Below are 14,304 nucleotides of genomic sequence, written 5' to 3'. Positions count from 1 at the left end.
GTATTTATTTTGCTCTAAACTCTTACAATCGTCCATAATCGTTCTTAATCGGGTTTGTGGAAATGTTTCCATTAGTGCTATAATTGAATGGAATCATTTCCATTTATGACAATTATCTTTAAATGGAAGGAGCTTTAGTTTTTGAAAAAAAGAAAAGTTTTTGTTGGTATATTAATTTTTCTACTGACTTTTGTACTTTTTGGATGTAGTGGTACTTTTCTTGAATTTCCTTTTAATCAAAAAGTTCCCTCAACACGAAACGAAACAATTCTTCAAGCCTTTTACTGGGAGATGGCAACAGGTGATTACTTAGTAAATCATCCTGAAGAAGAAGATTTATGGGTGTTATTGAAAAAGAGAGCCTCTGAGCTATCTGAAAAAGGTTTTACAGCGGTTTGGTTACCCCCTGCCAACAAAGCTCTGTTCGGAACATCAGATGTTGGCTATGCAACATACGATCTGTGGGATTTAGGGGAATTTTATCATCATGGTACGATACGCACAAAGTATGGAACAAAAGAAGAGTTAGAAGATGCGATTTCTTCCCTTCATTCGAACAACGTAAAGGTTTATTACGATGCGGTATTGAATCATAGAATGGGTGCCGATGGGACCGAAGAGGTTAAGTTGAGTGATATTAGCCCTGACAAACCCGGTGAAACTATACGAGCATTCACGGTTTTTGACTTCTCAGGTAGAAACGGCAAATACAGTGATTTTACTTGGAACTGGCAATGTTTTGACGGAGTTGATTATGATGCAAACAAAGATACACATGGCAAGTATTTGTTTGAAGGCAAAAATTGGGATTATACATTTTATTGGGATGATGATTACTTGATGGGAGCAGATGTCGATTATGAAAATGTTGATGTGAAAGAAGATGTTACCAACTGGGGCAAGTGGATTGTAAACGATATAAACTTTGATGGATTTCGCTTAGACGCCGTAAAACATGTAGATTATAGGTTTGTAAATGAATGGATAAATGATGTACAAGGCAGTTCAACAAAAGATTTGTTTTATGTCGGAGAAGCATGGATAGAAGACACAGATGACTTAGCAAAGTTTCTTGACACCGTAGGTAATGAGAGTTTGAAAGTATTCGACTTTCCTTTGAGAAGTTTTTTCGTAGATATGATCGATGGTGCAGATTTAACAAATCTACAATATGTTGGATTGGTGAACAAAGATGGGTATGAGGATAGGGCTGTTACTTTCGTCGATAACCACGACACTAATAGAGACGATGTTGACCCTGGAATCTACAGAAGAAAGTATCAAGCTTATGCCTATATTTTAACAAGAGAATACGGAACACCGGTTGTTTTTTGGAAAGATTACTATATATATGGAATGAAAGAAGGATTAGACAAATTATTAGAAGTTAGAAGGAACTATGCATATGGGCGAGGATATGAAATTGATAACAATGATGAAGATGTGTACGGCTATGTAAGAGAAGGGCTACCTGAGGTAGAAAAAGACGGGCTTGTTTTGTTGATTTCAGATGGAGAAACAAATGAAGTGAGAACCAAACGTATTAACTCACGCCAGCCTAACACAACATTCTACGATTATACAGGTCATATACAAGGTACAGTAACAACAGATGAAAATGGGTATGGAGATTTCAAAGTTATAACGAGTGAAAATGAAGGTTGGTCAGTATGGGTACCTCTGTAATTGAAAGGAAAAAATCAAATACCAAAATCTTAAAAAGGGGGTTATGAGTATGAAGAAAAAGTGGTTAGTAGTTATGTTAGTAAGTTTTTTAAGTATTTTTGTGCTTTTTGGATGTTTACCAACCCAGCAGGAAGAAGAACCAGAGGAGCAACCGGAAGAAACAGTGATGTTAAAAGTGTATCTTCCTACAACAACACCTGAAGCCAGTCCTATTTACTTGATGGGAAGTTACAATGGTTGGGATATTACTTCTGCAGCAACATCTGAAGTAAAAGTAGATGGTGAGCAACTGTATGCAGAATTTGATATTTCGACTTTGTTCGACGATGAGGATTATCCGGTAAAATATAAGTACACTTGCGATGTCCCTTGGGATTTTGTGGAAGTAAATGAAAGCGGTGGTGACATCGGAGATAGAAGACTGGAGGTAGCTCCCCAGAGTGATGTTGAAGATGTCGTACTTAATTGGAAAGGGATGGAACCTATAGATTATAGTGCTTTGCAAGAAGAGATAACGGTTAATTTTGTTGTACATGTACCAGAAGGAACTGAGGGCGATGCAATATATATGAGAGGTTGGAATGGAGATTGGGATAACTCATTAACTTTGAACAAAGACTCTACTACTGGTTATTTTACAACCGAAGCAACAACTACCTCTTATACTGCACAAGGATACAAGTTCTTACGAATGGATAATATGGATGATAATCCTGACGATGATTGGGCTTATGTTGAAAAAGATGCTAATGGTAATAACATTGGTAATAGAACATATGTTTTAACCGATGATGCAACGATTGTAAACTTTGTAGAAAGTTGGGCTCAGTAAAAAAGTATTAAAATACCAAGAAGAAAGTCCTTAGGGGCTTTCTTCTTTCAATAACGGAGGTGAATTTTTTGAAAAAGAAAATTTTCTATGTACTTCTTGGCGTTCTCGTTGTATTTACCTTATCTGGTTGTATGATGAACCTGCTTGATATTACCCTTGATCCAGGTATTTATTTGGGTTACTCCAAAAACAACAATATACCGACTACGGATGATCTTTTAGCCTATGAGGAAAGTTTAGGGCTTTATGCAATCACCATACCCACTTCAGATCTCACATATACAGAAATAGATGAAGAAGGAAAGATATATGAATTAAGCTATTACAAGATCTTCTACGTTAAAAGCGACGGTAATATAGCAACTTCTTCAATACCTATTTGGAAAGATGTAGTAGAAAATAATAATTTGGAGCAAATAACCATCTACGTAGATACAACAAAGATGGAAGAAGGTAAAGCAGTAGGTGTTGGAGATGATACCAAATTATTGCAAGATTGGTATTTGGCAGGAAATTGGGGAGCAAAAACTTGGGATGAGGATGCTATAAAGTTTGAAAGACAGGGGGATGTTTTAGTTGCAACAATCAGCAAAGAGTTCAAAGCGAATGATACAATTGCTTATAAGATAAAACCGAGTTTAGGCTGGCAACCTTGGCATATGATATTTAACGGGGAAGTTTATTCAGACAGTTCTGCCGATGCAGTTTATACTTTAAAAAGCGATACCGACGAACTTACCGTTAGATTTTATCCTAGTATAAGTTACATAGAGTTTGAAGAAAAGTGAGGTGAAATTGGTGAGAAATAAAAAAACTCCATTAGTTTTTTTGATGATTGTGATTGCAACCATATTCTTTGGAAGTATTAATCTCAACGGAAGCGTCGAATTAAATTTAAATTATGATTACTCAGATGAAGAAGACGCCTCGTTCTATGATAATTTCAACAAAGCAGATCTTTATTTTAAATTCTTTGGTGAAGGTTTACGAGGTGAATTCAATTTAAATAAGGATTCAAGCGATCAGTTGTGGGTTTCTTCTTCCGAATTTACATATGAATTAGAGAACTTAGATCTCACTACTTATTGGAACAGAAAAAGTGTTTCAACAGATGATTGGCTGAAAATAATCAACAATGAAAAGATTGGATCTGTGAATGGTCTAAAGTTGTATGCTGATTTAGATAATTTTGGTAATATGAATTTTTACGCAGTGGATAAAAGTGGGTATCTTTTTAATTTGTTACATTATAGGCTTCCCGAGCTTGGCGGAGTAAATTCAAGCGTTTTATATTTGAAAGATTACAAGAACGAGTCTTTAGATTATAATGAGATGATAGGATTTGATTTCAATGTTGGAACTTTTGAAGGTGTAAAACCTTACGGAGAGGTTGTTCTTTCTTATCAGCAAGATGTAGAAACCGCTTCATATAGTATAGAAGATAATTATCTTTTGTATGGTGGGGTAAGAGGAGAATTAGGGGAATTTGAGTATAATTTTAATACAACATACATTTCAGATAATTTTTACAGAGGATATTCTCCGGATAGTTTGATGGAAAACATTTATTTGGAAGGTTCCTATAACGATATTAGATTGACAAATAAATTGGAGTTGGATTTTGGCACCGAAACTTATATAGATAGGCTTAGAACTAATTTATACATCGACAATTTAGAGTTGTATGTTTCCGGAGATTTTGATGGTACATTCTCCGATTTCGTGATGGATGGATCAGAAATGTCAATTACCTATAGTCAGGATCTTTCTATCCCGTTTTTAACTTCCTACAAAGCATCAGTTTACAAGAGAGGATGGGAGGATGATTGGACCGATATCACCTCTTACAAACCCTTTAGATTGTATTTAGAAGGGAATTATGATATTTTTGATTTTAAGGGTAATATTAAATATGCTTTTGGTAATCCGGTTTCTGAAGAATCTTTTCAATCATTAGGAGAACTTTATTACGTAGATATTTCAAGGAATTTTGATCAATTTTCTGCTATGGCAAAAGTTCAATATATACAAGGGATCATCGAGCAATATTTCACCGCATACGGCGAGATCACCTACTATGTACCAAAAGGGAATATCAAATTTTATATAGGCAATGGCGACTTTGATAATGTTTTATCGTTTAAAAAGCAAATAGGTGTTACTACTACTTTCAATTTTTAAAAAATAGGGAGAATATGGAGGTGGAAAGATGAAAAAAATAGTTTTTGTTCTTTTATTTTCTTTGATGGTAGTGGTTTCTTTCTCTAAGGTGTATGTTGAGGATGGCAAAGTAATTTTTGAATACGAAAATGAAACAGCTGATACGGTATTTTTAGCAGGGTCTTTCAACAACTGGAGTACTACAGCTTGGGAAATGGAATACAGTGAAGGAGTTTGGATTTATGTGGCAGATGATTTACAACCTGGTGTTTATGAATACAAATACGTAGTAAATGGCACTGATTGGTACGAGGATCCGGAATCTCCCGATTACGTTCCAGACCCATATGGAGGAAGGAACTCCTCCTTTGAGTTGATTTTAGTAGATGGAGAGTTGCAAATTTCTGCTCCTGCGGCTGAAGCAGCAGCAGCAGAGAGTGCGTCCATTCTTTCAGGAGAATATCAGTTCACTTTAAAAGCTAAATTAGAGGAAGAGACTGGGTTTTTTAGCGATCCAGTCGTTTCCAATGAGGTTATACTGAGTATAAATCCAGATATTGAAAATGCCGATTTAGAATTAAAAATAGGAGCTTCATCTGTCAACTACCAGTTTAAAGTTTACGGTATGAAAGCCTTATGGCTACAGGATATGTATTCTTTTGGTGCATTTTATAAGACAGAAGTAAATTCAAAATATAATTTTGACTATGAAAATCCCGAAGAGAGTCTTGGCGGTTTTGCTGTTTTCTTAAATTGGAACAATTTTGATGTAGGATTAGATCTATTTTCTCAAAACGATAAGTTTAAATGGGGAATCTTTGGTTCATATTCCACTGACAGGTATGCTCTAAGTGCTTTGTTCGATACCGTGGATGCAACTTCTTTGGTTGTTAGGGCTGATGCATTTGGCTTATACGCCGAGGTTGATCTCGAAGATTTAGAATTCGATAGCGTGTCAGTAGGTTACGATAAAGAAGACACTTTCTCTGTTAAGTTGAAATATTCAAATTCAAATAATGGTATAACTGCTGAAGCTATAGCAAATTATCGAAGCTTTGATTTGGACGCAGCTATTTATTATGAAATGGAAGACAGCAATTTTTATGCTCTTAAGGTTGGTGGTGGTTACGAGTTCTTAGAATCTTTGAGAATTGGTGGAGATGTTTACTACAACGCAGATGAGAAGTTCGGATATGACGTTAACTTCAAAGCAGCAAACGAAGAAATGCCAGTAGAGTTAATGCTATTATTTGGAAATATAATAGATTCAACAGATTTAGCAACTTTCGATGAAGATAAGTATCTTTCAATCTCGATGGTTGCAGAATTTTAATTAATCTCTCCCTTCTACATATACAAAAAGAGATCTTTATTTTTGATAATTATCAATTCAATAGGGACTGTTAAACAGTCCCTATATTTTTATGAAAAAATAAGTATTCTTAACTTTAACTTTTGCTGCTGGATATTTTTCTTCTGCTGTTTTGGGGTTGTTTAGGATTTCATCTATTACCTTCTCTTTTCCTTTGTAAGAACTTAGAAAAAGGATATTGTTCGCATTGTTCAGCAATTTATACGTGGCTGTAATTCTAGGTAATTTAGGTGTTCCAGAAGGCGGTGTGACAGTGAAGAGCTTTTTGCTTTCTTTTAAACTGTCACTTGAAGGGAACAAAGATGCTGTGTGGCCATCTTCTCCTATTCCTAGTAATATCAAATCAAAAACGGGATTTTGTACTCCAAAAAAGTTTATTATTTCTTTTTCGTACTCTTGTGACGCTTTTTCTATGGGGAGTTCTGTTTTTATCCTATGTACATTATTTGTTGGAATATTAATCTTGCTTATTAGCAAATCGGAAGCCCATTTGTAATTACTATCGTCACTTTTTTGATCGACGTATCTTTCGTCTCCCCAAAAAATGTGGACCTTCTCCCAATTCATTTTATCTTTGTACTCTGTTGCCAATTTTTCATATAGGGGAAGTGGAGTTCTTCCACCTGAGAGCATTAAGGTGAATAATTTGTTTTTTTCTATGCTTTCTTCATACAAGTTGTAAATTAAATTTACGGCTTCATTGTGGAACTTTTGAGGATCATCAAAAAATTTTGCTTGCATACAAAGCCTCGCTTTCAAAATCTAAGTTACGCCAACTTCTATCGTCTTTTGCTAATAATTCAAAAGATTCTTTTGGTCCCCATGTACCAGCTTTGTATAATCTCAGCCCATTGTGTTTTTCTTCTTCCCATTTTTCTAAAACAGGGGTGAAGATTTTCCAAGAAATTTCCATAGCGTCGCTTCTTACAAAAAGTGTTTGATCACCCAACATGGCGTCCAAAAGAAGTCTTTCATATGCATCAGGACCTTTGAATTTGAAGAATTCATCGTAATTGAAATCCATTGTTAGTGTATTCAAACAAAGTTTGGAACCAGGTTGTTTCGCTTGAATTTTTAGTGAAAATCCCTCGTCTGGTTGGATATTTAGAATGAGAGTGTTTTTCTCTAAGGTTATGTCATTTTTAGCAAATATCGAATGGGGAACGTCTTTAAAGATTATGGCGATTTCTGTAACCTTTCTTTTCAATCTTTTTCCTGCCCTTAAATAGAAAGGCACCCCACTCCATCTCCAATTATCAATTAAAAATTTAGCCGCTACAAATGTTTCTACAAAGGAGTCTGGATTAACATTCTTTTCTTTTGTATAAGCTGGAACTTCTTTACCATTTATCATTCCATCAATGTATTGACCTCTTACAAAGTATTCGTCTATCTTATCTTTTTCAAAAGGCCTTATAGTCTTCAATAGTTTCGTTTTTTCGTCTCTAACGCTTGTATCTTCAAGGGAAGCTGGTGGTTCCATTGCTACTAATGTCAAAAGTTGCATCATATGGTTTTGGAACATATCTCTTAATAAGCCAGCTTGTTCAAAATATCCCGCCCTGTGTTCTACACCCAATGTTTCAGCTACGGTAATCTGAACGTTGTCTATGTATTTATAATTCCAAATAGGTTCAAAAACAATGTTTGCAAATCTAAGCATCATTATATTTTGAACGGTCTCTTTACCAAGATAATGGTCGATTCTGTATATTTGGGTTTCATTTAGATACTTATGAAGTTCTTCATCTAATTCTTTGGATGTGTTAAAATTACTGCCAAAGGGTTTTTCTATAATTATTCTTGAATAAGAATTTTCGCTTTCTTTGGTCAAATTAAATTTCCCCAAACGTTTAATTATTTCTAAATAGACATTTGGAGGGGTTGAAAGATAAAAAAGATGATTTTCTTGGGTGTTGAAGAGTTTATCCAAGTAATTTAATTTATTTTTTAGTTCCAAATAAAGGGTATCATCATCGTAGAAACCCGAAGTATAAAAGACTTTTTCAATAAATTTTGAGATTATATAGTTATCCTCGTTTTCTTGCAATAATCTATTTTTAATTTCTTGACGGTATTCCTCATCTGAGAAATTAGATCTTGCTATTCCTAGCAAGAAAAATTCCTCAGGCAATAGGTTCTTTTTGAACAATGTATATATAGAAGGGATTAATTTTCTAAAAGTCAAATCCCCAGAGGCTCCAAATATAATTAATGAGGAAGCTCCGGGTTTTATTTCTTCACAGATATTTTTTCTTGAAAGATGCTTCACTATTTGTTCCATGTACTAATCTCCACCTCTTTGTATAGAATATTTTATTGTCCTTAAAAACACTAAAAGCTACTTTAATTAGTTAAATCTAGTCTGTTTTAACGCCCCTTCTCCCCGCTCCCCACCCCACAGTTAGCCCACAGGATATTTTATAAATTAATTGTTATTCGTATTATAACACGACAAAAAAGATAGTAATTTACAAAATGATGAATTATTTTAACTTACCATTTTCTATAGCCACAAAACAAATTAGATTATGTGCTATAATATATTTTGAAGGAAAAAGAGGCAAAGAAGCCCACGTTTATTCAATTACACCAAACTTAGAACGACAAAAAATAAGAGCAATTTAGTAAGTTAACCTTAATATAAAACGTAGAAATTCAAAGGAGGAAGAAAGTATGAATGGTTCTATAAAAATTAGTGACAGTATTTACTATGTTGGTGTAAACGACAGAGATACGCAGCTTTTTGAAAGCTTATGGCCTCTTGAGAAAGGGGTTAGCTATAATTCTTATTTAATCTTAGATGAAAAAACAGCTTTAATCGATGGGGTTAAAGAATCGAAGGTAACTGAATTTTTTGACAAAATCAAGAATCTTTTAAACGGTAAACCTCTTGATTATTTAATCATCAACCACATGGAACCTGATCATTCTGGGACTATTCCAGAACTTTTGCAAAAATTTCCTAATTTAAAAATTGTTGGTAATAGAACCACTTTTCAGTTTATAGAAAATCTCTATCAGGTTGAAGATAATTTTCAAGAGATAAAGGATGGTGAATCTCTAAACTTAGGGAAGCGTAATCTAAAGTTTTACCTAACTCCGATGGTTCATTGGCCAGAAACGATGATGACCTACGATGAAACAGATAAAATTTTGTTTTCTGGTGATGCCTTTGGAGGCTTTGGGACCTTAGACGGAGGAATATTCGATGATGAAGTAAAGGTAGAAGTATTCGAAGATGAAATCAGAAGATATTTTTCTAATATAGTTGGAAAGTACTCTCCTATGGTACAAAGGGCGTTAAAAAAATTGAATGAAGCTAATCTAGATATAAAAATAATCGCTTCTACCCACGGACCAATTTGGAGAAAGAATCCTGAAAGAATTTACTCATTGTACGATAAATGGAGTAAATATGAGACTGAAGAAGGCGTTGTAATAGCTTATGGATCGATGTATGGAAATACAGAAGAGATGGCAGACTATGTTGCAAGGAAATTGGCTGAAGAAGGCATTAAAGAGATCAAAATAATGGATGTATCAAAAACGCACATTTCTTATATAATTAACGAGATTTGGAGATACAAAGGAGTAATCTTTGGAAGCTCGACGTATAATCAAGGTCTTTTTCCTTACATGGAGTCACTGGTTCAATGGTTATCCCATACCAACATAAAAAATCATGTTTTAGGTATCTTTGGTACTTATGGCTGGAGCGGAGGTGGAGTATCTACTCTAGTTAAGTACAATGAACAAATGAAATGGCCACTTGTAGCTGAGCCGGTTGAAGCAAGGCTATCTGCAAAAGAAGAAGATTTTAAGAAATTAAGTGAATTGGCAAAAGCAATGGCAAGAGAGGTAAAATTAGCTTGACTTTCAAAAAATAATATGATAATATTAGTTAAATTAATAATTTTTGATTCCTTATCGAGAGTGGCGGAGGGACTGGCCCGAAGAAGCCCGGCAACCTGCATAATTTAACCAAATTATGTAATGGTGCCAAATCCTGCAGAGTAATTCTGGGAGATAAGGAGAGGATAAAAGTTATAAAAATACACCTCTTCCATTCTACCGGAAGAGGTTTTTTGTATATAAAGTTCTAATTTAAAGAGTTTTCAAACATATTTTACGAGGGAGGGATTTAGTATGAAAAAAAGTAAGAGTGTATTCAGGGCTTTGGTTTCATTATTTGTTTTTTTAACATTGTTTTTCGTTGAAGGGTATGCTTTGTTTGGTTTTGGTGGTAATACATTCAAAGTTGGAGCGACTCCAGTTCCCCACGCCGAGATTTTAGAGTTTGTAAAAGATGATTTCAAAGAAAAAACAGGTGTTGAACTTGAAATAGTAATTTTTACAGATTATGTTCAACCTAATTTGGCTTTGGAAGATGGTTCTATAGATGCAAATTATTTTCAACACGAACCATATTTAGAAACTTTTAAAAGGGAACGTAACTTGCCAGACTTGGTGTCTGTTGCTAAGATACACGTTGAACCTATGGGGTTTTATTTGAAAAAAGATTTAAATGACCTTGAAAAAGGTGATTTAATCATAATTCCTAACGATGTTACCAATGAAGGTAGATCTTTGTTGCTTCTTCAAGAATACGGATTAATTAAGCTTAGGGAGAGAGAAGATCCTTTAGTGGCGACTATCAAAGATATCGTGGAAAATCCATACGGTTTGGAATTCAAAGAGCTTGAAGCGCCGTATTTGCCAAGAACTTACAAGGAAGATAAAAATGTTGTTGGTGCAGTTATTAACACAAATTATGCTATAGAAGCTGACCTGAATCCATTGGAAGATGCGGTATTCTACGAAGGAGCCCAATCTCCATATGCAAACATAATAGCGGTAAAGGAAAGTCGTGTCGACGATGAACTAGTAAAAGCTTTGGTTGAAGTACTAACAACCGATAACGTGAGAGAATTTATTTTAGAGAAGTACAATGGTGCTGTAGTACCGGTATTTTGAAGTTTCATAAAATAATGCAAAAGGAGAAACGTAGTTGTTAAAAATACAAAATCTTAATCTCGTATATGATAACAAAAATCATGTCTTAAAAAACATAAATTTTTCAGTTGAAAATGGAGAAATTTTGGGGATTATAGGGTTATCTGGAGCGGGGAAAACGTCTCTTTTGAGAACGTTGAACCTGCTCCAAGCTCCTACTTCCGGGGAGATTTTCTTGGATAAAGTAGATATAACGAAATTAAATACAGATCAGTTGAGAAACGTAAGAAAAAAGATTAGTATCGTATTTCAACATTTCAACTTGTTAAGTTCTAGAACGGTATTTGAAAATGTATCTCTTCCGCTTGAAATTGAAAAGGTAACTAAAAAGGAAATAGAAGTTCGTGTTAATAAGATATTGGAAGATGTGAATCTTCTTCATAAAAAGGATTCTTATCCTTCACAGTTATCGGGAGGAGAGAAGCAAAGAACAGCTATAGCAAGGGCATTAATAAATAATCCTGATATTATTTTGTTTGATGAACCCACATCATCTTTAGATCCAAGTACGACACAAAGAATCTTAGATCTCATATTGGAAATCAATAAGAGTATGAAAAAGTCAATTTTGATTGTTACTCATGAAATGGACGTCATCAAAAAGATTTGCGATAAGGTTGTTTATTTAAAAAATGGAACGGTTGATTTTTTTGGCAAAGTCCACGAATTTTTTATTGAAAAAGAAAATGAACTGAATAAAGAATTTTATCAAGAAATAAACATAGATTGGAAGAGGGTAAAAGAGGTTGTTAAAGGAGAAAACCATAGATTGATAAAGATAGTTTTTTGGGGAGAAAAGACACATGAACCTATCTTACATAATATCACCAAAAAATATGACATCACATTGAATATACTTTACGGTAAGATAGAACATTTGAAAGACAATCCGTATGGGACTTTAATAGTTGAGATTATTTCTACGCAAAGGGAAATGGAAAAGTTTTTAGAAGAGCTCTCTGCCAATGTTTACAAAGTTGAGGTGTTGAAATAAATGATCCAAGATCTATTTATAGCTACTCTTGAAACGCTATACATGACGTTTGTTTCTGGCTTTATAGCTATTTTGTTGGGGATTCCGTTGGGAATTGCGCTCTACATGTTGTCTAAGAGTGATAAGAAAGCAGCAAAAACTTGGTATTCCGTTTTAGATTGGATTGTAAATATATTTAGATCAATCCCCTTTATCATTCTTATTATTTTGATAATTCCTTTAACTAGATTATTAACTGGAACGATAATCGGTTCAACCGCAGCGATTGTGCCATTGTCTATAGCAGCCATTCCGTTTATGGCAAGATTGGCTGAAACTTCTTTTAACAATCTTTCACAAGGATTATTAGACACATCTGTATCTATGGGTATGACCAACAGTCAGTTTATATTTAAAGTACTACTACCTGAGACTGCACCAGAGATGGTTTCAAATATTACTTTGTTGATTATAAACTTAATAACTTATACGGCTATAGCAGGAGCGGTAGGAGCCGGAGGCCTTGGTGCAATGGCCATAAACTACGGATATCAAAGGTTTAGAATGGATGTTCTTCTATATGACGTGGCAATATTAATCTTCTTAACTCAGATAATTCAATTTGTTGGTTCAAGATTGTCGAACTCTTTAAGAAAATAAAAAGCCAGGAGATTCCTGGCTTTTAATGTGATAACTGAGATTATTCTATTAAACCTAAACCTTGTAAATAATCTCTCGCAACAACTTCTGGTTCAACACCATCGACATCTACTCTGTAGTTTAGCCTTATTAAAATGTCTTGGTTTAGGTAAAGTGTGAGAGGTCTCAAAATTTCTTCAATTTCAGGGTATTCATCTAGGACGTCTTTTCTAACTGCGTAAGAGATATGGTAATAAGGCCAGAAGTTTTGGTCGTCTTCTAGTACATGTAGATTGTATCTTAAAATTTTTGGATCGGTAGCAAAAACCATTGCAATATCTATCTTATTATTTGCAATTGCCTCGTAGGTTAATCCATCTTGCATAGTTGACACTTGGGAATCAGGAATATCTAAACCATAGTGGTCAGCAAAGGCAAAAAAGCCATCAGGTCTTTCATAGAATTCATAACCAACTCCTACTACAAAATCTTTTGGATGTTCGTTCCAGTAAGCAACTAAATCAGAGAGGGTTTCGAAACCATATTTTTCGTAATCTTCCTGACGAATAGCAAGTGCATAAGTATTATTAGCGTTTATCCTATCAAGCCAGACAATACCATTTTCAGCATCTAATTCTTTGACTTTTTCGAAAAGATCGTCTGGATCAGTGATCATTTCTTCTTGGCCTAGGTAAGTTGCCCACGCGGTTCCAGTGTAGTCTGGATATAAATCGATCTGTCCTGTTGTCAAAGCTTGTCTAGCGACGAGAGAACTAAGGCCGAACCTTTCAACAACGTTAAAGCCGTTCTCTTCAAGTAGCAGTGCAGCCAAATTTCCAAGGACATACTGTTCTGTGAAGTTTTTTGCACCTACGGTTAAAGTTGCACCAAATAGCGAAGTCAAAGAAAACGCTACAACTAACATAAGTACTGCCAATTTTTTCAACGTTAACACCTCCATTTAAAATTTTTTCACTATTCATTTTGTAACTTAATACCTTCCGAAGTCATTCTGTTTTGTATTATTGCAAGTGCAAAATCAATTAAAACGGCCATTATAGATACTGGAATAGCTCCAGCTAATATCATCTCGAATTTAAAGGTTCCAAGACCTATAAAAATCAGTTCTCCCAATCCTCCAGCACCTATGGCTGATGCGATGGTAGCTGTTCCTAAATTTATTATGGCTGCATTTCTTATTCCTGAAAAAATAGTTGGCATCGCGGTTGGAATTTCTACTTTCCACAAGATTTCTCTGTTAGTCATTCCCATGCCTCTTGCTGCTTCAATCATGCCTTTATCGATGCCAAAAAGTCCAGATGCAGTGTTAAAAGTTATAGGCACTATACTGTATAGAAATAAAGCGAAAATCGCAGGGGCAGGACCTATTCCCATGAATAAAAAAACGAGGGCAATAACAGCAATGCTTGGTACGGCTTGGGCTATTCCTGTTATTGAAAGGGCTATTCTTCCGCTTTTCTCTCTTCCTGGGCGGGTAACATAGATTCCTATTGCCATTCCAACAACGATAGCAATTGCCCAAGAACTTGCGAACAAATAAAGATGTTCCATAGCCTTTATTCCTATATAGCCAAGATTTTCAGCAACGTATGTAAAAAATTCCAT

The 14,304-nt window shown here is 34.8% G+C and carries 13 protein-coding genes and 1 riboswitch; of the genes, 9 read left to right on the top strand and 4 right to left on the bottom strand.

Translation table 11 applies throughout. From position 1 onward, the window contains the following. Positions 1-141: 141 nt before the first annotated feature. The 5 genes from X926_RS03390 to X926_RS03370 all read left to right on the top strand — a co-directional run bounded on the left by X926_RS03390 (position 142) and on the right by X926_RS03370 (position 6,011). Entirely contained in the window at positions 142-1,686 is a 1,545-nt protein-coding gene (locus X926_RS03390; RefSeq protein WP_103065010.1) for an alpha-amylase, read from the top strand. A 49-nt stretch (positions 1,687-1,735) separates the two neighbouring features. Continuing rightward, positions 1,736-2,518, top strand: a complete 783-nt coding sequence (locus X926_RS03385) for a hypothetical protein (RefSeq protein ID WP_103065009.1) — start codon at positions 1,736-1,738, stop codon at positions 2,516-2,518. A gap of 68 nt (positions 2,519-2,586) precedes the next feature. After that, entirely contained in the window at positions 2,587-3,306 is a 720-nt protein-coding gene (locus tag X926_RS03380; RefSeq protein ID WP_103065008.1) for a hypothetical protein, read from the top strand. 10 nt (positions 3,307-3,316) lie between these two features. Next, entirely contained in the window at positions 3,317-4,699 is a 1,383-nt protein-coding gene (locus X926_RS03375; RefSeq protein WP_103065007.1) for a hypothetical protein, read from the top strand. Between the two features lie 28 nt (positions 4,700-4,727). Continuing rightward, on the top strand, positions 4,728-6,011 hold the full coding sequence (locus X926_RS03370; RefSeq protein WP_103065006.1) for a glycogen-binding domain-containing protein: 1,284 nt from the start codon (positions 4,728-4,730) through the stop codon (positions 6,009-6,011). Between the two features lie 81 nt (positions 6,012-6,092). Here X926_RS03370 and pgl read toward each other — a convergent pair whose 3' ends face one another. Both pgl and zwf read right to left on the bottom strand, forming a co-directional pair. Beyond that, entirely contained in the window at positions 6,093-6,791 is a 699-nt protein-coding gene (gene pgl / locus X926_RS03365; RefSeq protein ID WP_103065005.1) for a 6-phosphogluconolactonase, read from the bottom strand. After that, on the bottom strand, positions 6,772-8,334 hold the full coding sequence (zwf, locus tag X926_RS03360) for a glucose-6-phosphate dehydrogenase (protein WP_103065004.1): 1,563 nt from the start codon (positions 8,332-8,334) through the stop codon (positions 6,772-6,774). Before zwf ends, pgl begins: the two co-directional genes overlap by 20 nt. A gap of 392 nt (positions 8,335-8,726) precedes the next feature. Here zwf and X926_RS03355 point away from each other — a divergent pair, with 392 nt between their 5' ends. From X926_RS03355 to X926_RS03340, 4 genes are all read left to right on the top strand, one after another. After that, positions 8,727-9,926, top strand: coding sequence for an FprA family A-type flavoprotein (locus tag X926_RS03355; RefSeq protein WP_103065003.1), 1,200 nt, complete (start codon positions 8,727-8,729; stop codon positions 9,924-9,926). A gap of 48 nt (positions 9,927-9,974) precedes the next feature. Next, positions 9,975-10,086, top strand: a riboswitch (SAM riboswitch). Between the two features lie 113 nt (positions 10,087-10,199). Next, complete coding sequence (locus X926_RS03350) at positions 10,200-11,027, top strand: MetQ/NlpA family ABC transporter substrate-binding protein (protein WP_103065002.1); 828 nt, start codon at positions 10,200-10,202, stop codon at positions 11,025-11,027. A gap of 34 nt (positions 11,028-11,061) precedes the next feature. Next, positions 11,062-12,060 (top strand): methionine ABC transporter ATP-binding protein, encoded by a 999-nt coding sequence (locus X926_RS03345; RefSeq protein WP_103065001.1) that lies wholly within the window; start codon positions 11,062-11,064, stop codon positions 12,058-12,060. Continuing rightward, the gene (locus tag X926_RS03340) at positions 12,061-12,699 is read left to right on the top strand and encodes a methionine ABC transporter permease (RefSeq protein ID WP_103065000.1); all 639 of its coding nucleotides are present in this window, start codon (positions 12,061-12,063) and stop codon (positions 12,697-12,699) included. It abuts the gene before it with no gap. 40 nt (positions 12,700-12,739) lie between these two features. Here X926_RS03340 and X926_RS03335 read toward each other — a convergent pair whose 3' ends face one another. Both X926_RS03335 and X926_RS03330 read right to left on the bottom strand, forming a co-directional pair. Continuing rightward, on the bottom strand, positions 12,740-13,633 hold the full coding sequence (locus X926_RS03335; protein ID WP_233186674.1) for a glycine betaine ABC transporter substrate-binding protein: 894 nt from the start codon (positions 13,631-13,633) through the stop codon (positions 12,740-12,742). Positions 13,634-13,653: 20 nt separating this feature from the next. Then, positions 13,654-14,304, bottom strand: a complete 651-nt coding sequence (locus X926_RS03330; protein ID WP_103064999.1) for an ABC transporter permease — start codon at positions 14,302-14,304, stop codon at positions 13,654-13,656.

The organism is Petrotoga sp. HWHPT.55.6.3 (assembly GCF_002895495.1).
GTDB lineage: Bacteria > Thermotogota > Thermotogae > Petrotogales > Petrotogaceae > Petrotoga > Petrotoga mobilis.
This window is presented reverse-complemented; position numbering and strand designations above follow the sequence as displayed.

What these genes read in the sequence shown, in the direction of transcription:
- X926_RS03385 (WP_103065009.1), top strand. Translation starts at nt 1,736, where the DNA reads ATGAAGAAAAAGTGGTTAGTAGTTATGTTAGTAAGTTTTTTAAGTATT.
- X926_RS03370 (WP_103065006.1), top strand. Translation starts at nt 4,728, where the DNA reads ATGAAAAAAATAGTTTTTGTTCTTTTATTTTCTTTGATGGTAGTGGTT.
- pgl (WP_103065005.1), bottom strand. Translation starts at nt 6,791, where the DNA reads ATGCAAGCAAAATTTTTTGATGATCCTCAAAAGTTCCACAATGAAGCC.
- zwf (WP_103065004.1), bottom strand. Translation starts at nt 8,334, where the DNA reads ATGGAACAAATAGTGAAGCATCTTTCAAGAAAAAATATCTGTGAAGAA.
- X926_RS03355 (WP_103065003.1), top strand. Translation starts at nt 8,727, where the DNA reads ATGAATGGTTCTATAAAAATTAGTGACAGTATTTACTATGTTGGTGTA.
- X926_RS03350 (WP_103065002.1), top strand. Translation starts at nt 10,200, where the DNA reads ATGAAAAAAAGTAAGAGTGTATTCAGGGCTTTGGTTTCATTATTTGTT.
- X926_RS03340 (WP_103065000.1), top strand. Translation starts at nt 12,061, where the DNA reads ATGATCCAAGATCTATTTATAGCTACTCTTGAAACGCTATACATGACG.
- X926_RS03330 (WP_103064999.1), bottom strand. Translation starts at nt 14,304, where the DNA reads ATGGAATTTTTTACATACGTTGCTGAAAATCTTGGCTATATAGGAATA.